20 protein-coding genes are annotated in these 20,858 nt (G+C 65.4%); 8 read left to right on the top strand and 12 right to left on the bottom strand.

All coding sequences use genetic code 11. The features are described from left to right. The first annotated feature begins 22 nt into the window (after window positions 1-22). A complete protein-coding gene (locus ACYVHT_RS02070) occupies window positions 23-1,288 on the top strand; it encodes a serine hydrolase domain-containing protein (protein ID WP_460547436.1) in 1,266 nt (421 codons plus the stop codon). Window positions 1,289-1,445: 157 nt separating this feature from the next. On the opposite strand, the gene ACYVHT_RS02065 is transcribed toward ACYVHT_RS02070, so the two are convergent. The 4 genes from ACYVHT_RS02065 to ACYVHT_RS02050 all read right to left on the bottom strand — a co-directional run bounded on the left by ACYVHT_RS02065 (window position 1,446) and on the right by ACYVHT_RS02050 (window position 6,056). Continuing rightward, a complete protein-coding gene (locus ACYVHT_RS02065) occupies window positions 1,446-1,868 on the bottom strand; it encodes a hypothetical protein (protein WP_460547434.1) in 423 nt (140 codons plus the stop codon). A gap of 59 nt (window positions 1,869-1,927) precedes the next feature. Beyond that, window positions 1,928-4,471 carry a T9SS type A sorting domain-containing protein gene (locus ACYVHT_RS02060; protein ID WP_460547433.1) on the bottom strand — a complete coding sequence of 848 codons (2,544 nt, stop codon included), beginning with the start codon at window positions 4,469-4,471 and terminating at the stop codon, window positions 1,928-1,930. 274 nt (window positions 4,472-4,745) lie between these two features. Then, window positions 4,746-5,504, bottom strand: a complete 759-nt coding sequence (locus ACYVHT_RS02055; RefSeq protein WP_460547431.1) for a glycosyltransferase family 2 protein — start codon at window positions 5,502-5,504, stop codon at window positions 4,746-4,748. A 48-nt stretch (window positions 5,505-5,552) separates the two neighbouring features. Then, entirely contained in the window at window positions 5,553-6,056 is a 504-nt protein-coding gene (locus ACYVHT_RS02050; RefSeq protein ID WP_460547429.1) for a hypothetical protein, read from the bottom strand. A 149-nt stretch (window positions 6,057-6,205) separates the two neighbouring features. Between ACYVHT_RS02050 and ACYVHT_RS02045 the strand changes: the two genes are divergently transcribed. Next, the gene (locus tag ACYVHT_RS02045) at window positions 6,206-6,973 is read left to right on the top strand and encodes a Dph6-related ATP pyrophosphatase (protein WP_460547427.1); all 768 of its coding nucleotides are present in this window, start codon (window positions 6,206-6,208) and stop codon (window positions 6,971-6,973) included. 10 nt (window positions 6,974-6,983) lie between these two features. On the opposite strand, the gene ACYVHT_RS02040 is transcribed toward ACYVHT_RS02045, so the two are convergent. Further along, a complete protein-coding gene (locus ACYVHT_RS02040) occupies window positions 6,984-8,573 on the bottom strand; it encodes a P-loop NTPase family protein (RefSeq protein ID WP_460547426.1) in 1,590 nt (529 codons plus the stop codon). 161 nt (window positions 8,574-8,734) lie between these two features. Between ACYVHT_RS02040 and ACYVHT_RS02035 the strand changes: the two genes are divergently transcribed. After that, window positions 8,735-9,424 carry a DUF2459 domain-containing protein gene (locus tag ACYVHT_RS02035; protein WP_460547424.1) on the top strand — a complete coding sequence of 230 codons (690 nt, stop codon included), beginning with the start codon at window positions 8,735-8,737 and terminating at the stop codon, window positions 9,422-9,424. A 109-nt stretch (window positions 9,425-9,533) separates the two neighbouring features. Here ACYVHT_RS02035 and ACYVHT_RS02030 read toward each other — a convergent pair whose 3' ends face one another. Beyond that, window positions 9,534-9,728, bottom strand: coding sequence for a hypothetical protein (locus tag ACYVHT_RS02030; RefSeq protein WP_460547422.1), 195 nt, complete (start codon window positions 9,726-9,728; stop codon window positions 9,534-9,536). A gap of 285 nt (window positions 9,729-10,013) precedes the next feature. Between ACYVHT_RS02030 and ACYVHT_RS02025 the strand changes: the two genes are divergently transcribed. Beyond that, on the top strand, window positions 10,014-10,469 hold the full coding sequence (locus tag ACYVHT_RS02025; RefSeq protein ID WP_460547420.1) for a LexA family protein: 456 nt from the start codon (window positions 10,014-10,016) through the stop codon (window positions 10,467-10,469). Window positions 10,470-10,566: 97 nt separating this feature from the next. Then, a complete protein-coding gene (locus ACYVHT_RS02020) occupies window positions 10,567-11,904 on the top strand; it encodes a Y-family DNA polymerase (protein ID WP_460547418.1) in 1,338 nt (445 codons plus the stop codon). Window positions 11,905-11,907: 3 nt separating this feature from the next. Here ACYVHT_RS02020 and ACYVHT_RS02015 read toward each other — a convergent pair whose 3' ends face one another. After that, complete coding sequence (locus ACYVHT_RS02015; RefSeq protein WP_460547416.1) at window positions 11,908-14,739, bottom strand: S8 family peptidase; 2,832 nt, start codon at window positions 14,737-14,739, stop codon at window positions 11,908-11,910. A 148-nt stretch (window positions 14,740-14,887) separates the two neighbouring features. Beyond that, on the bottom strand, window positions 14,888-15,145 hold the full coding sequence (locus ACYVHT_RS02010) for a hypothetical protein (RefSeq protein ID WP_460547414.1): 258 nt from the start codon (window positions 15,143-15,145) through the stop codon (window positions 14,888-14,890). Between the two features lie 210 nt (window positions 15,146-15,355). Between ACYVHT_RS02010 and ACYVHT_RS02005 the strand changes: the two genes are divergently transcribed. After that, the gene (locus ACYVHT_RS02005; protein ID WP_460547412.1) at window positions 15,356-15,799 is read left to right on the top strand and encodes an energy transducer TonB; all 444 of its coding nucleotides are present in this window, start codon (window positions 15,356-15,358) and stop codon (window positions 15,797-15,799) included. 126 nt (window positions 15,800-15,925) lie between these two features. On the opposite strand, the gene ACYVHT_RS02000 is transcribed toward ACYVHT_RS02005, so the two are convergent. Both ACYVHT_RS02000 and ACYVHT_RS01995 read right to left on the bottom strand, forming a co-directional pair. After that, a complete protein-coding gene (locus tag ACYVHT_RS02000) occupies window positions 15,926-16,480 on the bottom strand; it encodes a hypothetical protein (protein ID WP_460547410.1) in 555 nt (184 codons plus the stop codon). A gap of 17 nt (window positions 16,481-16,497) precedes the next feature. Then, window positions 16,498-17,256 (bottom strand): DUF2490 domain-containing protein, encoded by a 759-nt coding sequence (locus ACYVHT_RS01995; protein ID WP_460547408.1) that lies wholly within the window; start codon window positions 17,254-17,256, stop codon window positions 16,498-16,500. Window positions 17,257-17,368: 112 nt separating this feature from the next. Here ACYVHT_RS01995 and ACYVHT_RS01990 point away from each other — a divergent pair, with 112 nt between their 5' ends. Continuing rightward, window positions 17,369-19,483 carry a TonB-dependent receptor family protein gene (locus ACYVHT_RS01990; RefSeq protein ID WP_460547406.1) on the top strand — a complete coding sequence of 705 codons (2,115 nt, stop codon included), beginning with the start codon at window positions 17,369-17,371 and terminating at the stop codon, window positions 19,481-19,483. Between the two features lie 83 nt (window positions 19,484-19,566). On the opposite strand, the gene ACYVHT_RS01985 is transcribed toward ACYVHT_RS01990, so the two are convergent. Together ACYVHT_RS01985 and ACYVHT_RS01980 are read right to left on the bottom strand one after the other, a co-directional pair. Next, entirely contained in the window at window positions 19,567-19,842 is a 276-nt protein-coding gene (locus tag ACYVHT_RS01985) for a hypothetical protein (protein WP_460547404.1), read from the bottom strand. Window positions 19,843-19,969: 127 nt separating this feature from the next. Next, window positions 19,970-20,440, bottom strand: a complete 471-nt coding sequence (locus tag ACYVHT_RS01980) for a hypothetical protein (protein WP_460547402.1) — start codon at window positions 20,438-20,440, stop codon at window positions 19,970-19,972. Between the two features lie 133 nt (window positions 20,441-20,573). Between ACYVHT_RS01980 and ACYVHT_RS01975 the strand changes: the two genes are divergently transcribed. Beyond that, entirely contained in the window at window positions 20,574-20,849 is a 276-nt protein-coding gene (locus ACYVHT_RS01975) for a GNAT family N-acetyltransferase (RefSeq protein WP_460547400.1), read from the top strand. The last annotated feature ends 9 nt before the right edge of the window (window positions 20,850-20,858 follow it).

Genomic DNA, 20,858 nt, shown 5'->3' with positions numbered 1-20,858 from the left:
GTATTCCACTGCCCGGAATGCTATGAAAAACCGGTTGATTCTGCTGCTCGGCGTACTCATTTCGTCGGCGGGTTTTGCGCAGTCCTGCACGGCCCTCACGCTGCCGCAGCTGCAGGCGTACGAGGGCCCGTACGAATACCCCAACCCCACCACGCTACGGGTAGCCGCCTCGCCCCGCGACCTGACGCTGTATGCCCTGATTGGCGACGGCCGCTACCCGCTGCGCGCCCTCGGCCCCGACCTTTTCGCCAATGCCAGCAACGACACCGTCAGCTTTCAGCGCGATGCCAGCGGGAAAGTCGCGTCCTACACCGTACACCGGCAGCTGTTTCATCTGCTGAAGCGGGACGTGCATTTTCCGCCGCAAATGTGGTACCCGCGCCTGCTGCCGGCCGGCAAGGCCTTTGTATATCATTACACGGCCCCGCCCAAAACCGCCGACGGCCTGCCCGTGGGTACGCTCCAAAACACCAGCCTCGACCCGGCGCTGCTGGCCACGATGGTGACAAAAATTGTGGACGGCAGCCTGCCCAACGTCCACAGCGTCATCATTATTAAAGAGGGCAAGCTGGTGTTTGAGGAGTATTTCTACGAGTACGGCCGCGAGACGCTGCACCCGCTGCGCTCGGCCACCAAGAGCTTTATTTCGGCCCTCACCGGCATTGCCATCGAGCAACAGCTGCTGAAAAGCGTGGACGAGCCCGTGGCTGCTTTCTTTCCCGAATACCGCCTGCGCAACGACTCGCCCGAAAAGCAGCGCATCAGCATCGGCAACGTGCTGGCCAACCAGAGCGGCCTCGATTGCGACATCAGCAACGAGCATTCGGTGGGCAACGAAACCACCATGGACTACTCGCGCGACTGGGTCAAGTTCACCCTCGACCTGCCCCTGAGCGACCACCCCGGCGGCAAGGGCATGTACTGTTCGGGCAACCCCATCACCGTGGGCCGCATCATCGAGAAGCAGGCTCGCCAGCCGCTGCCGGAGTTCGCCCGCAAAACCCTGTTCACGCCGTTGGGCATCAAGTCGTTCGACTGGCGCTTTCGGCCCGATTCGACCAGTGCCGAAACCTACTGCCAGCTGTCGTTGCGGCCCCGCGACATGGCCAGGTTTGGCCTGCTTTACCTTAACAAAGGCCAGTGGCAGGGCCGCCAGCTGGTGCCGGCTGCGTGGGTTGGCACGTCGCTGGCGCAGCACTCCGTGGTGCAGGGCGTGAGCTACGGCTACCTGTGGTGGCTGAAGTACCTGGACGTGGACGGCCGGCGCTACCACGGCGCCACGGCCTAGGGCAACGGCGGCCAGCGCATCTCGGTATGGCCCGAGCAAGGCCTGGTCGTCGTCGTGACGGGCGGCAACTACAACCAACAGTCGCCAGCCGATGAGATGATTGGCAAGTACGTGCTGGCCGCGTTTAAGTAGCTGCGCTCAGCAGGGCGTTCTTGTCCTACAGCGTGGCGGTTTGCGACGCCCGGTTTTCGCGGGGCTTCGTGACCAGGTAGTAATAGAGCAAAATGCCCAGCCCAATCAGAAACGGTATCAGGGCCAGGTGCTTACCCGTGATTTGCGGCGTAATCAGCACGGTGTCGAAGCCGAAAAACTCGCTGGTCATCCAGTAGGAGTTGGCCGTAATCCAGAACACGATGGCCAGGTTGTGGGCCAGCTCCGAGGCGTAGGCGCGGGTGCGCCAGGCAATGACGAGGGCAATGCCCAGCGTGGGCACTACCATGGCCAGGCCCAGCGGCCGCCACACCATGCACCAGGCAATGTCCTTCAGCAGCCAGAACAGGATGTGCGTGTTTTCCATCTTCCGGTACGTGGCCGGGATGCTGTACACTTCTTCGGAAACCGGGGGCGGGGGGGCGGGCATGGCGCAGGCGAAAGCCCAAAATTAAGCCAGCTAAACCCGTTCTCAGAAACAGCCAGGTCCTAATGCGTCACTACTACCCGCTGCCGGGCTATGCCCTGGCTGGTAGTGGCTTGCAGCAGGTAGATGCCGGGTGCTATGTCAGAAAGGGAAAGCGTGATTTCTGCCTGACGGGCGGGCAGCGTGTACCGACGTACTGTGCGGCCCTGCATATCGAGCAAGGTTATGGGTTGGGCAGTGCTCGAAACAGCCGTGGCCGGTACCCGTAGGGTGGTTTGCTGCTGGGCCGGGTTTGGGAAGACGTCCACTTCCGGCACGGCCGCAAAAGCCGGGCGCGTGGCCAGCAGCGTGTTGCTGATGCGCACCAAACTGCCGCACATCTGGCCGCTCACACTGGTAAGACCGCCGTAAAGCAGAACTTTGCCATCCTGTGGCTGCAGTATTACGTTGATGGTCGCACCACTGAAAATGCTCTGCGGGACGTCTACGTTGGGAAACGTGTTATCGAGGCTGCCGTCCACATTCAGGCGGCGCAGCCGAAAAATCGGCTCCACAAGAGAACTGTTAGTGGTTGGCTGCAGACCACCCAGAATGCGGCCATCGGGCTGGACGGCAACGGTATACAAGGCCGCTGCTGCCGTGAAGGAGGGGTCGGGCTGGCCGCTGGGCAGCAAGCGCAACAGCCCATTAGGCGCTGGGTAGCCGTTGAAGCTGGTGAAATTGCCATGAATAAGGGCCTGGCCATTTGGTTGCAGCCGGGCCAGGTAATAGGCGTTGGGACCGACGCCACTGCCAATGGAAAACGTATTATCGATGGCTCCAGTGGTAGCCAGAAGGCGCACCAGATACGTGCCGTTGTTGTCGTACCATTGCACAACTGGCTGGCCATTGGGCTGCACCCCGGCCAGGAAATGGCTTCTGAGGCCTCCCACCATCCGCCACGGAGCCCCGGGCAGGGTGAAGGCTTGGTCGAGTGCACCCGTAGCCGATACCCTCGCAAAGCCAAGTCGGGGCTGGCCATTCACCTCCGTAAAATCACCGAGCAGCAACACATCGCCGTTGGGCAGCGGCGTTATCTCAGCAAAATAACTGGAGTTGATGAAAGGGGGATAAGTGAAGCTAACCGGGGTGAAGCTGGTATCGAGGGTTCCGTTGGCCAGCAGCCGCAACACCTTATAATCGGCGTTGCTGGACGAGTTGAAACTTTGCCCCGCCACGTAAATGCGCCCATCGGGTATCACCGTTGTGCTGATGGCACTGAAAGTATAAGGCGACAAATTCAGCGCCACCGACCCTACGTAGCTTCCGCTGCTGTTGAGGCGTTGTAACACACTGTTGTTGGCCAGGGGAGTGCCGTTAATGGAGGAGGCAAACACGTTATCAAGGAGGATATCGCCGTTGCTCAAAGCAGTGGCCCCGTTGAAACCACCGCTGAATTCAATCACCGGGTTGTAAGCCGCATCTACCTGAGTCGCGCTGGCATTGAGACGGGCCAGGCCGGTGCGGGCCACGCCGGCAAAGGCGGCGAAACTGCCGCCGACGAGCAGTTGCCCGTTGGGCAGCTCCAGTATATCGTAAATGATGTTGGGCAGGCCGGGTGCGGTAGTGGGAGCAGTAGGCCCGAAGCTGGTATCGAGCACGCCTGTGGCGCTGATTTTGGCCACGCCGCCGCGCGCGGTACCGTTGTAGGAAGTAAAGGTGCCGCAGGCCAGGATGGTGCCATCTGCCCGCAGGTGTATATTGAAGATGCCGGAGGAGGCGGCTACCGGGCTAAGCACGCCGGGCGTGAAGCTGGTATCGCGGGTGCCATCGGCATTGAGCCGGACGAGGGCTCCGCCGGCCTGCCCGTTTACCTGTGTAAACAGGCCGCCTACCAGCAGCTTGCCATCGGGCTGGCGCACCAGGGTGCGCACCGAGCCATTGGTGCCGGTGCTCAAAAACGTGTTGTCAAGGCTGCCGTCGGCGTTGAGTCGTACCAGATTGTTGGCGGTCTGCCCATTCACGCGGGCGAAGCTGCCCCCCACCACAATCTTGCCATCGGGCTGCACCAGTATGGTTTCCGAGGTGCCGCTGCTGGGGCTGGTGGGTGCTCCGGTGGCTGTAAAACCCAACGTGCCCACGCTAAAGCTCGCATCGAGGGTGCCGTTGGCATTGAGGCGCAGCAGATTGGCGGCCGCCTGTCCGTTATACCGGTCCAGGTTTCCACCTACCAGAATTTTGTCATCGGGCTGCACGGCCAGGGTCCGGATGTTATTGGCAAAATTGGTCGATGATGAACTTACCTGCTCATTATACGTGAGGCCCTCCCCACCGGCATTGAAGGTAGCATCGACACTGCCCGTTGCATTGAGGCGCACGAGGTTTCCGGTCAGCACCCCATTGTAGGTACGGGTGAACGCGCAGCCTACCAGAATTTTGCCGGTGCTTTGCAGCGCCAATGTCACCACACTACCGCTACTACTCTCCGTGCCCGTCCCGGTTTGGGCCGCAAACGCTACATCGGGGGTACCATCGGGGTTGAGCCGGCGCATGCGGCTCACCCGTTGGTTATCGATGAGGGTATAATTGCCTCCCGTCAGGATTTTGCCGTCAGGCTGTTGCAGCATTGCCCGGACCGGGTAGATGCCACTGGATGGGGGAACCGGCCTAAGAAGCGTGGGCGTGAACGTGGGGTCAAGTACACTTTGGGCAGTGGCCGGAGCAGAGGCCAGCAGTACGAATCCACAAACGGTGGATAGAAAAGAGTAGAAAGGTTTCAACATGCGCGGCAGTCGGTGAAAGGAAAAATCTCTCGCAAGATACAGTTCCTATCGGGTCCGCTGAGCAGCAAAAATTACTTCTTCTATACTTAAACTAAGTGCCTGGAAAATAAGCGCGACGCTAAGCCGGCTCGGCCACGCCCAGCGCCTGCAGCTGCGCCCGGTACTTGTCGTAAATCACCCGCAAGTCGGCGTTGTGCGTGGCGGCATCGACGCCAATGCTCACGTTGCGGGCATGGAAGCGGTGCAGGTGGCTGATGTGCGGGCACACCACCGGCAGCTGCCCGGCCAGCAGAAAGCGCACGTAGAGGTCCAGGTCCTCGGCCATCTTCAGCGCGCCGTCGTAGCCGCCCACCTCGTCCACAAAAGCGCGGCTGTAGCACACGTTGCCCTGAATGAAATGCTCGGCCCGGAAAATGGCCCGGAGCATGGCCGTGGGCGAGTCGAACTGCCAGGCGTAATAATCCTCGTTGGGCAGGTAGCGGCCGTGCTCGTTCACGCGCAGAAAGTCGGCCACGAACCAGGCCCGGCCGGGGTTGGCGTTGATTTGGGTGGCGTAGTGAAACAGCGTGCGCTGCAGCAGGATGTCGTCGTCGTCGAGCGGCACAATCCAGCCGTCGGGCATGGTTTCGCGGATGAGCTGGTTGCGGGCCAGCCCGGCCAGCTCGCGGCCGGGCGTGTGCCAGTGGCGCAGCGCCGGGCCGGGCCGGGCGGCGGCATCGCGCAGGTAAGCGGCTGTGCCATCGCGCGAGCCGTTGTCAAGAATCAGGTGCTCAAAGGAGAAATCGAGCGGCGCGCTGATGGAGGCGCGGACGCTGGCCACGGCTTCGGGCAGCAGCTCGCGGCGCTGGTGCGTGGGGGTAATGATGGTGAAGTGCATGCCCGGTTGTTCGGGCAGCCGGCCGAAAAGGTTGTCGCCAGCGGCCCGCTACTTCGTGCTGATTTTGTCTTTCAGCCAGGTATTCAGCTCGCCGGCCGCGGCCAAATCGCGCACCTTGTCCAGCGGTTTAATGGTGCCCATGCCGCCCAGGGCATACACTTTCAGCATGGCCTGCACGCCTTCCGCATTGAGCATGAGCGGGTCCGCTACGCCGGGGTGCTGCAGGCTGTAGCGCGTCCAGCCGCCCATGAAGGCCATGAGCAGGTCGGTTTGCTTGCCGTATAGCTCGCCCAGGTAGGGCTGCAGGCCGATGGATACTTTGGGGCTGCCGCTGGCCCATTCCAGCAGAAACCGCTGGGCCTGCTTGCGCCGGCTTACGTCCTGGTTCACGGGCGTGGCTTCCAGCCAGTTGATGGTGCTGATAACCTGGGGCTCGTATCTGGCGAAGTCGTCGGGCTTGCTGAACGAGTATTGTGCGGGCACGTCGAAGGTTTGGGCCGAGGCCACCGCAGGGAGGCCGCCAAGCAGGAACGCAAGCAGGAGCTTTTTCATGAAAAAAAGAGGGGGGAACAAGGAACGGGCTCAAGGTAGGCAGCCGGTGGCAAATAGTGGCACGGGCCAACCGGCCGCCGCCGGCAAATAGTGGCACGGGCCAACCGGCCGCCGCCGGCAACCCGCGCCGCTGCATTACCTTGCCCGCCATGACAACACCGGCTATTTTCAACTGGAGCGGCGGCAAAGACTCGGCCCTGGCCCTCTACTACGTGCGCCAGCAGGGGCAATACGAAATCCAGACGCTGCTCACCACCGTCAGCGAGCCCTACCAGCGCATCTCCATGCACGGCGTGCGCACGGCCCTGCTCGACCGGCAGGCCGCCGCCCTCGGGCTGCCCTGCCGCAAGCTCTTTCTGCCCGAGATGCCCGGCATGGAGGCCTACGAAGCCCTGATGGCCGGCACCATGCAGGAGCTGAAAAGCGAGGGGGCTGCGGCGTCCATCTTCGGCGATATTTTCCTGGAAGACCTGCGGCAGTACCGCGAAAGCAAGCTGGCCGAGCTGGATTTGCGGGCCGTGTTCCCGCTCTGGGGCCGGCCCACGGCGGAGCTCATCCGGGAGTTTATCGGGCTGGGCTTCAAAACCATCACCACCTGCGTGAACGAGAAGTACCTGGACCGCAGCTTCGTGGGCCGGGTCATCGACGAGGATTTTCTGCGCGACCTGCCCGCCAACGTGGACCCCTGCGGCGAAAACGGCGAGTTCCACACCTTCGTCTTCGACGGGCCGCTGTTCAGCCAGCCCATTGGGTTTGAGAAGGGCGAAATCGTGCACCGCACCTACGCCGCGCCCGCTGCCGCGCCCGCTGCCGCGCCCGCTGCCGCGCCCGCTGCCAACGATGCTGACTACGAGTGCGGCGACCGCACCGACCCCAGCCCGTTCGACACGGGCTTCTGGTACTGCGATTTGCTGTAGAAACGGCCCCTCAGGTACCAGCCGCGTCCAGCGTGCGGCTCAGGGCCAGCGCATCCTGCACAATGGCTGCGGGGTAGCCGGCGCGGGCCAGCAGCCGGATGGCGTTGCGGGTGCGCAGCGGGCCGGGCTTCAGCCGGTAGTCGAAGTACCAGTCGGCCTCGGTCACGGTTTCGGAGAAATGATATTCCGTGAAAGCCGGGTGCAGCAGCGCGCCCAGCTCGCCGTCGTGGGTGGAGGCCACCACCAGGCTGCGCGGCTGCAGATAGGCCAGCACCGCCCGGGTAGCGGCAATGCGCTCCACGGTATTGGTGCCCTTAAACAGCTCATCCAGAATAAACAGATAGCCGCCGCTACCTTCGGCCGCCCGCACAAAACCCAGCACGGCTTCGGCCTCGGCAAAGTAGTAGCTCTTGCCTTCGGGCAGGTTGTCGGCCAGGTTGATGCTCGACACTACGCGCCGGAAAGGCGCCGTGTAGGCGGCGGCCGGGCAGGTGGCAATGGTCTGGGCCAGCAGGGCATTGAGGCCGATGGCGCGCATGAACGTGGTTTTGCCCGACATGTTGGAGCCCGTGAGCAGGACGCTGGCTGCCTGCACGGCCAGGTCGTTGGGCACGCAGCCGGGCACCAGCGGGTTGTAGGCTCCCACGAGGCGCAGGCCGGAGCCCTCGGCTTCGAACTGCGGGGCGCAGTGCGGGTGCCGGGCCCGAAAGCCGGCCACGGCAATGGCACAGTCCACGTAGCCCACGGCCTCGAACACGGCCCGAATGGCAGCGGCGTGCCGCTCCACCTGGCGGCGGCAGCTGTGGTACACGATGAAATCGAGCAGCAGCACAATCTTGAGGTATTGCAGCAGCAGCCAGGGCAGCATCGTGATATCGCCCTGCAGCTGGCCCTCAACCTGCAGAAATGCCACTTTATTCACAATCGAGCCGAGCCGGGCCAGCGGCTCTGCCAGGTGCCGGAGCGGAGGCAGCGGCAAGCTCAGCTGCGCCAGGCCGCGCCCCGCCCGGTACAGGCTGCCGAGCTGCAGCACCGGCCGGATACCCACCGCAATGTGCGGCCGGTACATAAAATGCAGCAGCGTGTGCAGCAGAAACAACCCGCCGGTCAGCAGCCACAGCCCCGGCTGCCAGAAGCCGCCCACCAACGTGGCCAGCAGCAGCAGCACCAGGGCCGGGGCGGCGGCGGCCCAGGGCAGGGCGGGCAGGGCATTGCCGGTCAGCAGGTCGGTGAGGTAGTAGGCCTCGGTAGAAGTGAGGCGGCTGAGGGCCAGCTGCGCCCCGCCGCGTGGCGCGGGCTGCTCCGCAAAAAAGCAGGCGGCTTCGTCGAACTCCCGCAGCGCATTGGCCTCGTTCAGGGGGCTGCGCAGGCGGTGGTAGAGGCACTGCTGGCCCACCTTGCTCACCGTGCCATCGAGGAGCGTGAACAGCTCCTCGCCGTTGAGGTCGGTCCAGGTTTGCTGGTCGAGGCGGTGGTAGGCGGGCTCGGCCTGCACCGTTTCGTGGTAGCGGGCAATGAGCGGGAAGTTGCGGAAGCGCGGCGTGGGCTGGCGCCACTCGGCGTCGAAAGCAGCCAGCTTCCTGGAGGTTGAGGTCCACATGAGTAGGCGAGGGGCTCCTCCCCAACGCGGGCCGGCAGCGGGGCAAAAGTACGGACCGCCGCCGCCTGTCCCTGCCGAACCTTAGCCCGTTTGTGCCGTACTTGGCGGGCTCATCGTCCGTCGATTACCGGCCTCGCCCCCTAGTTGTTGCCCCCGAAAACATGCCGCTCACGCTCCGCAAAACATTAAAAGTTACGGGTTATGCCCTGGGCTCGCTGGTGGGCGTGGCCGCCCTGTACCTGGGCACGGCCGTGGTGCTCTCGGCCATTCCGGTCGAGAAAAAGCAGCCCGGCGCTCCCGCCGATGTCACCGTGTTCCTGCACACCAACGGCGTGCACACCGACATCGTGCTGCCCATCAAAACCGCTCAGATTGACTGGAGCCGGCAGCTGCCCTTCGCCAACATTCCCTCACAGGACAGCACCATGCGCTACATCGCCTTCGGCTGGGGCGACAAGGGCTTTTACCTCGACACGCCCACCTGGGCCGACCTCAAGTTCAGCACCGCCTTCGTGGCTGCGTTCTGGCTGGGCTCCTCGGCCATGCACACCACCTATTTCCACCGCCTCGCGCCCGGCCCCGAAACCATTCCCCTGCAGCTCAGCCAGGCCGAGTACGCGCAGCTCATTGCCTACATCCAGCAGAGCTTCGCCCTCGACGCGGCCGGCAACGTGCAGCACATCAAAGGCCACAGCTACGGCCCCGACGATGCCTTCTACGAAGCCCACCGCGTGTACAGCTTCCTCTACACCTGCAATACCTGGACGAATAACGCCCTGAAAGCCTGCGGCCAGCGCGCCTGCCTCTGGACCCCTTCGGACAAGGGCATCTTCCACCTCTACGGCCGGTAGGCGGGCGACGTGCGCGCTGCGAAGCCGCGCTACAACAAACCGGCCCCGCCGGCTGCAAAGCCAACGGGGCCATAAGGGATGAAACCATCGGGCTGACGGCCTTCGGGGCCTAGTTCAGCCACACATCCGCCACCTGCTCGAAGCGGTGCGCGGCAAACGCGCCATAGGGCCGCTCGGCGTAGAAGCCAAGGATGTGGACCTGCGGCATGCCCGTGCGAGCGTGCGGCAGCACGCGCACGGCATACACGCGGCCGGCCACGGGCCAGTCGCCAACGTAGTCGGCCGGGCGTTGCGCATCGTTCACACAACGGGCAAATTGCTGCAAAGGCAGCGGCGTGGGAAGCTTGACGTTTGACATACCCAAAGATACTGATTTTACAGAAAAACTAAAAAAGTTGGTAGCAATATTTTTTATTCTTTTTCGCAGATTTAAGGCTTTAATCTGATTTTAATACATGATTTTCCCGTGAAGTCTGCTCATGTACGCTAGCCGGCCGGGCATGGATTGAGCAGTGCCTGAAAAACCATTAACTAATTTAGTTAGTAATTAGCAAAGCTAGATTTTCAGGATAGACGCGGGAAAACAATTATGCTTGCATCACTTCACGATTTTATTTCGGCCACGCTGCTTGGTACTCGGGCGCTGCCGCTGTTCGGTTGCCCGGTGCCGGCCGGCTTCCCCTCGCCCGCCGACGACCACCTCGAAGGTCCGTTCGACCTCACGCGGCACCTGTTCCGCAACCCGGCCTCCACGTTTCTGGCCCGCGTCAGCGGCGATTCCATGACCGGGGCCGGCATCCATCCCGGCGACCTCGTGGCCGTAGACCGCGCCCTGCGGGCCGGCCACGGCAGCATTGTGGTGGCCGTGGTGGAGGGCGAGCACACCCTCAAGCGCCTGCAGTTCCGAAGCGGCCAGCCCTGGCTGGTGGCCGAAAATGCCCGCTACGCGCCCCTGCCCGTGGGCCCCGATGCGGGCCTGGTGGTGTGGGGCGTGGTGACGCACGTTATTCATTCGTTGGCGGATGGGGCGGTGGTGAGCAGATAGCCGGCGAGTGCATCAAAAGTGGAATATCTCTTTTACTTAATGCTGGTAATGTCGATGAATAAGGGCTATTCATCGGCGAGCCTTTGAATACAACCGGATGTACGCGCTGGTCGACTGCAATAATTTTTACGTTTCCTGCGAGCGGGTTTTTGCCCCGCAGCTGGAAGGGCGGCCGGTGGTGGTGCTCTCGAACAACGACGGCTGCCTCATCTCCCGCTCGCAGGAAGCCAAGGACCTGGGCCTGAAAATGGGCGAGCCCTACCACCTGGCGCGCCCCCTGCTGGAGCAGCACGGGGTGCGCGTTTTCTCCTCCAACTACGCCCTGTATGGCGACATGAGCCGCCGCGTGGTGCAGGTGCTCAGCCGTTTCGCGGCGGGCGTGGAGGTGTATTCCATCGACGAAGCCTTCCTGGATTTTGCGGGCATGAGCCTGCTCGCGCCCGACCTGCTGACGTACGGAAGGGAGGTGCGCGACACCGTGCGGCAGCACACCGGCATTCCGACCTGCGTGGGCATTGCTCCCACCAAAACCCTGGCCAAGCTAGCCAACCGCCTCGCCCGCCAGCACGGCACGCACGGCGTGCTGCTGCTCGAAGCGCCGGCGCAGTGGCAGCAAGCCCTGGCGCTGGCCCCGGTAGCAAGCATCTGGGGCGTGGGCCGCCGCTACGCCCGCAAGCTGCGGGACATGAACATCAACACCGGGGCCGAGCTGGCGGCGCTGCCCGAGCACTGGCTGCGCCGCCACATGGGCGGCGTGGTGGGCCAGCGGCTGTGGCGCGAGCTGCACGGCCAGCCCTGCCACGACTGGAACCCCGCCGAGTGGGACGAAGCCGATGAGCCGCTGCATGCCGGCCGTGCCGGCCGCCACAGCGCCGTGTGCTCCCGCTCCTTCGGCCGGCCCCAGCGCGAGGCCGCCGCGCTGGCCGAAGCCGTGGCCACCTTTGCCGCCACAGCGGCCGAGAAGCTGCGCCGCCACGGCCTTGTGGCGCATTTGGTTACCGTCATTCTGGGCACCGACAGGTATGCGCCCGCGGCGGGCCCCAGCACGCATACCATCCCCGTGCCCTTGCCCAATGCCACCAGCGACCTGACCCTGCTCACCCGCGCCGCCCTGCAGGGCCTGCACCGGCTGCGCCGCCCGGGCGTGGCCTATCACCGCGCCGGGGTGCTGCTGAGTGGGTTGGAGCCGGCCGGGCAGGCGGCGCAGCTGCAGTTGTTTGCGCCGGGTCCGGCGGGCCCGCCCCGCAGCGAGAAGCTGATGGCCGCGCTCGATGGCCTCAATGCCCGCTTCGGCCGGCAGCTGGTGCGGCTGGCGGCGGCCGGCGTGGCCAAAGACGAGCAGGGCCACGACCAGCCGCCCGCCTGGGCCGGCCGCGCAGCCCACCGCTCGCCGCGCTACACCACGGGCTGGCACGAGCTGTGGCAGGTGCGGTAAGGGCTAGCGAACCTCTATCGGGCGTGCTACGGCACCGGTTTGCCCCTGCGCCCGCAGCAGGTACAGGCCCGGCGCGAGGCCGGCCAGGTTCAGGCTGGTAGAGGTGCTGGTAGAGGGCTGACGCAATACGGCCTGGCCCAGCGCATTCAGCACCCGGATTTCCAGCAGCCCGAAGCTGCCGGGCAACTCCACCCGCAACAGGCCGGCCGTCGGGTTGGGATATACCTCGAAGCCCGCCAATGCAGCGGCGGGCCGGCTGGGCAGCACGGTGGCGTAAGTGGTGGCCGCCGCGTCGGCAGCGGCCTGCAGCTGCGCCAGAGTGGGCGCGGCCAGCACGGCAAAAGCCACCGTGGCGGAGTCGCCGGGGGCCAGCCGGGCGAGGCGGGTGCCCACTACCTGCGTCACATCGGCACCGCCGGGCAGGCCGGCGCTGCGCTGGGCGCGGGCGGTGCCGCTGCTCAGGGTCAGGAACTTTTCGGCAAGGGAAAATCCGTCGGCCAGCCGTACGGGCGAGCCCGCCGGGGCGCTGCTGTTGATGGAATACACGGCCGGCGTGCCGCCGCGCAGCAGCCGGATGCCGGCGTATTGGGCGGGCACAGAGGCTGTCGTGGGCTGGCCCAGGGCGTAGCAGTAGCCCAGCGCGCGGGTGGTGTCGTAGTCGGCGGCGTTGCGGGCGGCCCCATCGGGATTGGGCAGGTCCCAATCGGTGAAAATGCCGGCGTAGAGTGGCTTCAGCGTATCAGCCGTGAGGTTTTTGAGCGCATATTCCAGCACCACGAAGTCGCGGCGGCCGGCCGTGGCCCAGGCGTAGGCCCGCTGGCGCACGGCCACGCCCACGCTCCGGATGCGGCTGCCCGCCACCGGAATGGTGTCCTGAAACGCCACGCGGGCTTCCTGGTCGGCGCGGGGGCCGGGCTGCTGGCGGGCAGCCTGGCGCAGGCTGAAAAACGACTGCCGCGACTGCCCCCCGCTGCTCCGGATGCGGTCCGACACGCGGGTGGGCGAGGTGGCCAGCAGCAGGCCGCCTTCGCTCAGAATATTGCCGCTGGTGCGGTAGGTGAGGCCCGCGCCCACGGTGCCGGCCAGGTTGTCGTAGGCCAGACTGCCCCGGCTGGTCAGCGTCACGGCCAGGTCGTTGGCGTTCAGCACCACGTAGTCGGGGTTCAGCACGAGGTCCACGTACTGGTCGTACTGAAAGCCGCCGGTGGCCGTGAGGCGGTAGCGCAGCGTGGCGGTGGTGTTCAGCGGAATGCCGCTGGCGGCCACGGCCAGCCGGAAGGGCGCGGCGGCGTTATCGGCCCGGGCCAGCGTGCCCAGGCTGCCCACCGCAAAGCTGCCCGCCCGCACCGTGAGGTAGGGCGAGAGCGAGGTGAGCGTGACGGTGAGGCCCGCCACCGGGGCCAGCAGGTTCTGCACGGCGGTGGTCAGGCGCAGGGTGTCGCCGGGGGCGTAGGCGGGGCGGGCGGGGGCAAAGGTGCTGGCCGTCACGCGGGCTTCCTGCACGCTGGCGCGGGCGAGGGCCTGCACCATGTTCAGCCGGCCGGTGCCCAGGCGGCCTGCCCAGGTCGTGTTCAGCGCATCAACGTTATCGGTGGTCTGGCGCAGGCGGGCGGCCACCTGGTCGGCGTTGTAGGTGGGAAACTGCCGGCGCACCAGCGCCGCCGCCGCCGCCACCATGGGCGCGGCAAACGAGGTGCCGCCCACGGCCGTGTAGTCGTTGTCGGCCGGGCCGCCGCCGTTGGCGGCGTGGTAGCCATACACGGTGAGAATGCTCACGCCCGGCGCCACCAGGTCCACGCGGTGGCTGAACGTGGCGCTGCCCACCTTGCGGTCGGTATTATCGACGCCCGATACCGACACCACGTGGTCGTAGGAAGCGGGATAGAAGAGCAGGTCGGCGTTGGTGTTGCCGGCGGCGGCCACCAGCACCGCGTCGCGGTTCACGGCGGCGTAGGTAACGACGTCCTGCTCGAAGCGCGAATAGCCGCCCGGCCCGCCCCAGCTCATGTTGATGACCTGGCAGCCGTGGTCGGCCGCGTACACAATGGCCTCGTAGCCAGCGAAGGAGCCGGTGGCCGTGTTCGGGTAAATATTGAGCGGCAGAAACCGGCAGCGGTTGCCCACGCCGGCCAGGCCCGTGCCGTTATCGGCCCGCGCCGACGACACGCCCGCCACCAGCGAGCCGTGCACGATGGCCACGTCGTAGCCGGGGTCGTTGTCGTTGTTGGCCAGGTCCCAGCCCGTGAAATTGTCCACGTAGCCGTCGCCATCGTCATCGAGGCCGTTGATGGGGTCGGCGTAGTTGTGCTTAATCTGGGGGGCCAGGTCGAGGTGCGTGAGGCGCACGCCGCCGTCGGTGATGCCGATGACGATGCTGCTGTCGCCGCGCGTCACGTCCCAGGCGCGGTAGGCCTTTATCTGCTTGAGGTAGTATTGGCTGGCCGTGAGGCTGGTGAGCGTGGAGTCGGCCAGCGGGTCGTTGGGCTGGTAGAGCGGCTCGCGAATGTAGAGCGGCTCCACGTACTCCACCGCGCCGGTGGCCAGCAGCTGGGCGCGGGCCTTGTCGAACGCCGTGGCGGTCTGGCACTGGTAGATGCCGCGCAGGTCCACGCTGCCGGGCCGCTCGGGGCTGGGGGCCAGCGCGTGCGGGAATTTCTGCTGAATGGCCGTCGCGCTCAGCGCATTCAGGGCGGCTTCCAGCGCGGCCGGCGTGTGGCCGGGCCGCAGCTTCAAAACCAGCCGGCCGGGAATGGTGGGCGGTGTTGCCAGTATCCGGCCGGAGAAGGATAATCCAATTAATAAGGCGAATAAAAACAGGCGTAACGTGTTTTTCATCAGGCAGAAGGATAACCGTAGTGGATAATGGTAAAGATAGTTTCTACGTAATTCAACCCCGCGCAGGATGCTGGCGGCAGGGGGGATACAAAAAAAGCGCCGCTGCTTCCGGCAAAGCAGCGGCGCTTGAGCTGAAGGCCCTCCTGGGCTAGCTGCGCGGGTTGTAATACTTGTAAGCCGGCGCGGACTTGGTCGTTTTGAAGACGCCGGCCTTGTGGGGGTGCAGGTCGATGACCGGGCGAATGCTCTGGCTGCGGAATCGCGCCTTCGTGGCTTTGCCCCGGCCCGATTCGCTGGTGTGCGAGTAGGCCCGCTTAGACCGGGCGCCGGGACCCGGCTTGGCAGTGGCAACAGTGGCTGCCCCCATGCAGAGGGCCAGCAGCAGGGAGAAGAAATAGGTTTTCATGACCGTAGGAACAAGGTGGGGAAGAAAACCGGCAGCATCCTTGCCGCCGGCATTATTTCGTATTGATGGCATTTACGCAATAGTTTTTAGGGTGTTGCAAATACCTGATTTAAGTTAATAACAAAAGCGAAATACAAGGATAATTCCAAGTGAATTAGCCGCTGAAACCTTGTCTATAGCTTTGTAAAGTAGATTTTATCAGGTTATGCCATGCGCCGTACTCTTATCCTCATCAGCCTGCTTGTGGCCGTAGCGGGCGGCCGGGCCATGGCCCAGGTGGCGACTGCCGATGCCACGGCCATGCAGGTAGAGGGCGGCCACGCGACTGCCGCCGCGCCCACCGTCTACTTCACCGCCGAGGAGCTGCCGACCTTTCCCGGCGGCGATGCGGCGCTGCTGAAATTCCTGAGCAGCCGCCTCAACTACCCCGCCGCCGCCCTCGACCGCCACCTCTCCGGCAAAGTGTACCTCACCTTTGTGGTCGACCCCGAAGGCCACCTCCACGACCCGCACGTGGTGCGCGGCCTCGGCGCCGGCCTCGACGAAGAAGCCCTGCGCCTCGTGCGCCTCATGCCCTGGTGGAACCCCGGCAAGGTGCACGGCCAGCCCGTGTGGGTGAGCGTGACCATGCCCATCGTATTCCGGGCCCTGTGAGGCAAGGTGGTGAAACGATGAATGCCATCGCCTGTCATCCTGAGCGCAGCGAAGGACCTTATCACCGCTGAACAGCTGGCTTTTGCGTGATAAGGTGCTTCGCTCCGCTCAGGATGACAGGCGGTTTCAGGAAGCGAAACGCGCCGGGAGGCCGGCCTCCCGCGCCAGCGGGGCAGCCCCCGACAGCCACAGCGCGGCCAGCACGGCATTGGCCGTTTCGGCCAGCTCCAGGTGCAGGTCTTCGTGCAGCCGCGTGGTTTGTTTGAGCGCCTCCTGGGTGCGCCTGGTGAGGTGCTGAAGCAGCGGCTGGGTGGGGCCGTGCAGGCGCGCCGTGAGCTCGGACTGGTGGCGAAACACATTGGCCAGCAGGCGCCAGCTCAGCTCGGCTTCGCCGAAGGCATCGTCGGTAATCTTAGCGTGGTAGGCCAGCCGGGCCTGGAGCTGCCGCAGAATCACGAGCAGGTCGTTGGGGGTGGGGTGGAAGCCGCGCACGGGGTCGTCGACCTGGGTGCGGAGCACGGCGCGGCGGGTTTCCAGCGCCTCCGGGCCTTCGAGCAGGCGGTAGGCCAGCTGCTCGGTGAGCACGGCATCCTGCGCCACGAGGCGGGCCAGGAGCTGGTCTTTTTCACGCTCGGGCAGGCTGAACAGGGCGCGGCGCAGGTCGGGGGAGAGGGCGGGCATGGGGGCAGAAACTAATCTTATTTTATCAGCGTCAAATCATACGTCAGGCCCAGGCGGAAGCCGTTGTTGAACTCGTAGACCGGGAAGCTGGTGATGGGGTCGGGGTCGTAGTGCTGGGTGATTTGGTTGAGGTATTGCAGCTCCAGGCGGAAGTTTTCCTGAAAGCGGTAGCCCACGCCGCCGGCCAGGCGGTTCTGGTTGAAGACGTTGCCGGTGATTTCGCGGCCGAAGTTGAGAAACACCTCATCGAAACCGGTGAGGTACCATTCACCGTCGTCGAGGGTGGGGCCCTGCAGCGGGAATTCGACCGCCAGTTGGTAGCGGATGCGGTTCTGCCGCTGCCACACGCTGGAGTTGCTGAGCGGGCCGCTGGCGCCGGGCACCCCAATCCAGCGCTGCTCCAGGCGCACGCGCTGCGCCAGGCTGAACCGGCCCAGGGTGTCGCTCAGGGTCACGTCTTCGTAGAAGCGGTGCTCGGGGTAGGTGCCGGCATCGGCCACGGGGTGCCGGCCGTAGGGGTGGGTGTTGAGGAAGGTGTAGCCGCCGCCCAGCTTCAGGCGGGGCAGCACCTGGTAGCCCAGGCCGCCGCGCAGCAGCGACTGCTGCCAGTCGGTGACGAGGTGCGTGCGCCGGGCCTGGTACTCGGTGTGGATAGTCCAGCGCGGCCCCAGCTTATGGTCGCCCTGGTACACGTACCAGCCAACGGCGTTGAAATCATCAATCCGGTTGACCTGCTGGGCGGCCACCGGCCGGGCCGCCCCATAACAAACGGCCACAAAAAAGGGTAAGTAGCACTTCATACGGCAAGATGCCTCCAATTGAGGCAATGCCCCGTTTCTGACAGCCCAGGCCAATGCCGCCCCGCCGTTTTCTCCTCTAACGTCGAATATGCCCCCACGTTTCCTCTTGCCGCCCGCCCTGCTGGTAGGGCTGCTGCCCGCTGCCCGCGCCCAGACGCCGGCCGACACCACCCGCACCGTGGCCCTGCCCGATGTGCCCATCACCGGCTACGGCCAGCGGCTGCCGCTGCGCCGCACCGCCGCCGCCGTGGGCGTGCTCGATGCCCGCGTGCTTGAGCAGTTCAGCCCCACGGCCCTCACGCAGGCCGTAAACACGCTGCCCGGCGTGCGGCTGGAGGAGCGCGCCACGGCCAGCTACCGGCTCAGCATTCGGGGCAGCACGCTGCGCTCGCCGTTTGGGGTGCGCAACGTGAAGGTGTACTACAACGGCATCCCCTTCACCGAGGCCGGCGGCAGCACGCCGCTCAACCTGCTCGACCCCGGCATCATCGGGCGGCTGGAGGTGCTGAAAGGGCCGGCCGGCAGCGTGTATGGCGCGGGCACTGGTGGCGTGGCGCTGTTTGGCACGCCGGAAGTGCTGCCGGGCAGCAGCCGGGTGGCGGTGGGCGCGGCGGTGGGCAGCTACGGCCTGCGCCGCAGCACCGTCACGGCCGAAACGGGCAGCGCCGGCACCAGCATCCGGGCGCAGTACGCGCACCAGGAGCTCGACGGCTACCGCCAGCAAAGCGCCCTGCGGCGCGACGTTTTCGCCCTCGATGCCCGCACCGTGGCCGGCTCCAAAACCACGCTGGCCGCGCATTTTCTCTACACCGACATCAGCTACCAGCTGCCCGGCGGCCTCACGCGGGCGCAGTTCGAGGCCGACCCCCGGCAGGCGCGGCCGGGCACGGCCACCGCGCCCGGCACGGTGGCGCAGCAGGCGTTTTATGCCTCGCGCACGGGCCTGTTGGGGCTCACGCACGAGTACCGGTTCACCGATAAGCTGGCGCTGCAAACCACGCTCTACGGCAGCGGCACGGTCATTCGCACGCCGTATCTGGTCGATTATGAGCGCAACACCGGCGTGGGCCTGGGCGGGCGCACGGCCCTAAGCTACCGCACCGCGCTGGCCGGCCGGGTGCTGCGCCTGCAGGGCGGCGGCGAGTTTCAGGCCGGCTTCACCGATGGGCGCAGCTACCAGAACAACGGCGGCACGCCCGGCGCGCTCCGCTACAACGACGAAATCACCACCACCACCGGCTTCGTCTTCGCGCAGGCCGACTATGAGCTGCCGGCCGATTTCCAGCTGACCGTGGCGGCCAGCTACAACCGCCTGCGCCACCGCATTGCGCGGGTGAGCGACGCGGCCGCCAACCCCGGCGGCTACGAGTTCGGCCGCGACTTCCGGCCCGAAATCTCGCCCCGCGTGGCGCTGCTGCGCGAGTTCAGCCCCGGCCTGTCGGTGTATGCCAGCGTGAGCACGGGCTTCTCGCCACCGACGACCGACGAAATCCGGACCTCCGACGGCCGCTTGAACGGCGACCTGCAGGCCGAGCGCGGCACCAGCTACGAGGTGGGCGCGCGGGGAAAATTCTTCGCCCACTGGCTGGCCTACGAAGTCACGGCTTTCGACCTGGAGCTGCGTGAAACCATCGTCAGCAGCACCACCGACCAGGCCATTGTCGTGTTTCGCAACACCGGCAGCACCCACCAGCGCGGCCTCGAGGCGGTGCTGAGCGGCTGGCTGTGGCGGGAGGTGGAGGAAGTTCCGGCCATGCCCGACAACGTGCAGACGACCGGGCGCGGCCTGCGCGCCTGGGCCAGCTACGCCTACAACGACTTCCGCTTCGGCAGCTACTCCAGCGGCGGGGCCGACCTGCGCGGCAACCGCCTCACCGGCACCACGCCGCACACCCTCAGCGCCGGGCTCGATTTCAGCGAGCGGCGGGGCTTCTACCTCAGCCCCAGCCTCAGCCACCAGGCCCGCATTGTGCTCAACGATGCCAATACGGAGGAGGCGGCCGGCTACTGGGTGTTTGGGGCGCGGGGCGGCTGGCGGCGCAGCTTCGGCCATTTGGATATCAATGTTTATGCCGGTATCGACAACGCCACCAACCGCCGCTACAGTCTGGGCAATGACTTGAACGCCTTTGGCGGGCGCTACTTTCAGCCCGCGCCGGGGCGGGCGTGGTACGGCGGGGCGCAGGTGGGCTGGCGCTGGTAGATAGCGGCAATAAGCCAGGCAAAAAGCCTGTCATCCTACGCGGAGCGTAAGATGACAGGCTTTTTGCCTGGCTTGGGCGTTTGCTAGCTTTGCTCTTCGGGCAGGGTAAAGGCGCGGTCGCTGGGGTTGGTGAGCTCCTTGGGCAGGTTCTCGTCCGATGCCGGGGCGGGGCCGTTGGCGGCGTTCATTTCCTGGGTGTCGGAGCGGAGGGAGTCGTCCATCTCGTCGGCTTTTTCCTGGCCGGAGGCGTTGTTGTCGTCCAGCTGCTGGCCGTAGGTTTCGGCGTTGAGCATGGGCGTGGAAGCACCGTCTTCGGCGGGTTCGTCGGCGGCGGGATTGTTCGGGTTCGTGGTGGCCATGATAAGAAGGGTGTGAAAAAAAGGCTGTCGTCCTGAGCGCGGCGAAGGACCTTCGCGCATTCCAGGCTATCCGAACGCGAAAAGGCCCCTCGCTCTGCTCAGGCTGACAGCTGCAATATTAGCGAAACTAATTGTCGTCGTTGTTGGGGTACTGGGCATCGGCATCCTCGTCGCGGGTGCTGTGGGTGCCGCCGCCGGCATAGCGGGGGTCGTCATCGGCCCAGGCTTTGCGCAGCTCGGCGTTGTCGGCCCCGTTGGCTTCGGCTTCGCGCACTTCTTCGGTGGCCTGGTTTTGCTCGATGTGGCCGGGCTGGTCCTCGGGGCGGGCGGGGGCGTTCTGGGCTTCTTTCTCGCGGTCGCGGAATTCGCTGAACTCGTCGGGGTTGTCGTTGGCGCCGCTGCGGCCGCCGGCGTTGCTGGCCGCAAAGGCGGCGTCATCGGCGTGGCCGAAGGTGCCGTACTGCGGGGCGCTGGCCTGGGCGGCCGGGTCGTGGGGATTGAGCTGGGCGTCGGCGGCGCGGTTCTGCTGGTCGAGCGGACGGTTATCGTTGTCGTTATCGTCGCGGTGGGCGGGGAGGGAGGGGATGGAGGTGGCCATGCAGCAGGAAAAAAGTAGGAAAGTGAAAAACCAAACGGACACCGTCCGTCTTTACCCTGCTCTACGCAAACGGGCGGCTGTCGTTGGCCTTCGCCCCGCGCTGCCGCATTTTCCGCCTCAAAATCCCTTTCCCATGCCCGTTCAGCACGACGCCGAAAACCAGGAGTTCACCCTCACCAAAGACGGCCACTCCGGCGAGCTGGCCTACGCCCGCCCCACCGAGGGCCTCATCGACTTCACCCACACCTTCGTGGACGAGGCCCTGCGCGGCCAGGGCGTGGCCGACGAGCTGGCCCGCACGGCCCTGGCCTTTGCCCGCGAGCAGAAGCTGAAAGTGAAAACCACCTGCACCTTCATGCACGGCTTCGTGAAGCGCCACCACGACGAGTACGCCGACATTCTGGCCTAAGCCGCCCCG

The organism is Hymenobacter daeguensis (genome assembly GCF_054780555.1).
The sequence above is the reverse complement of the archived record's forward strand: the minus strand, read 5'-3'. Positions and strand labels throughout refer to the sequence as shown.

What these genes read in the sequence shown, in the direction of transcription:
- ACYVHT_RS02070 (WP_460547436.1), top strand. Translation starts at nt 23, where the DNA reads ATGAAAAACCGGTTGATTCTGCTGCTCGGCGTACTCATTTCGTCGGCG.
- ACYVHT_RS02065 (WP_460547434.1), bottom strand. Translation starts at nt 1,868, where the DNA reads ATGCCCGCCCCCCCGCCCCCGGTTTCCGAAGAAGTGTACAGCATCCCG.
- ACYVHT_RS02060 (WP_460547433.1), bottom strand. Translation starts at nt 4,471, where the DNA reads ATGCTGCAACAGCCTGACGGCAAAATCCTGACGGGAGGCAATTATACC.
- ACYVHT_RS02055 (WP_460547431.1), bottom strand. Translation starts at nt 5,504, where the DNA reads ATGCACTTCACCATCATTACCCCCACGCACCAGCGCCGCGAGCTGCTG.
- ACYVHT_RS02050 (WP_460547429.1), bottom strand. Translation starts at nt 6,056, where the DNA reads ATGAAAAAGCTCCTGCTTGCGTTCCTGCTTGGCGGCCTCCCTGCGGTG.
- ACYVHT_RS02045 (WP_460547427.1), top strand. Translation starts at nt 6,206, where the DNA reads ATGACAACACCGGCTATTTTCAACTGGAGCGGCGGCAAAGACTCGGCC.
- ACYVHT_RS02040 (WP_460547426.1), bottom strand. Translation starts at nt 8,573, where the DNA reads ATGTGGACCTCAACCTCCAGGAAGCTGGCTGCTTTCGACGCCGAGTGG.
- ACYVHT_RS02035 (WP_460547424.1), top strand. Translation starts at nt 8,735, where the DNA reads ATGCCGCTCACGCTCCGCAAAACATTAAAAGTTACGGGTTATGCCCTG.
- ACYVHT_RS02025 (WP_460547420.1), top strand. Translation starts at nt 10,014, where the DNA reads ATGCTTGCATCACTTCACGATTTTATTTCGGCCACGCTGCTTGGTACT.
- ACYVHT_RS02020 (WP_460547418.1), top strand. Translation starts at nt 10,567, where the DNA reads ATGTACGCGCTGGTCGACTGCAATAATTTTTACGTTTCCTGCGAGCGG.
- ACYVHT_RS02015 (WP_460547416.1), bottom strand. Translation starts at nt 14,739, where the DNA reads ATGAAAAACACGTTACGCCTGTTTTTATTCGCCTTATTAATTGGATTA.
- ACYVHT_RS02010 (WP_460547414.1), bottom strand. Translation starts at nt 15,145, where the DNA reads ATGAAAACCTATTTCTTCTCCCTGCTGCTGGCCCTCTGCATGGGGGCA.
- ACYVHT_RS02005 (WP_460547412.1), top strand. Translation starts at nt 15,356, where the DNA reads ATGCGCCGTACTCTTATCCTCATCAGCCTGCTTGTGGCCGTAGCGGGC.
- ACYVHT_RS02000 (WP_460547410.1), bottom strand. Translation starts at nt 16,480, where the DNA reads ATGCCCGCCCTCTCCCCCGACCTGCGCCGCGCCCTGTTCAGCCTGCCC.
- ACYVHT_RS01990 (WP_460547406.1), top strand. Translation starts at nt 17,369, where the DNA reads ATGCCCCCACGTTTCCTCTTGCCGCCCGCCCTGCTGGTAGGGCTGCTG.
- ACYVHT_RS01985 (WP_460547404.1), bottom strand. Translation starts at nt 19,842, where the DNA reads ATGGCCACCACGAACCCGAACAATCCCGCCGCCGACGAACCCGCCGAA.
- ACYVHT_RS01980 (WP_460547402.1), bottom strand. Translation starts at nt 20,440, where the DNA reads ATGGCCACCTCCATCCCCTCCCTCCCCGCCCACCGCGACGATAACGAC.
- ACYVHT_RS01975 (WP_460547400.1), top strand. Translation starts at nt 20,574, where the DNA reads ATGCCCGTTCAGCACGACGCCGAAAACCAGGAGTTCACCCTCACCAAA.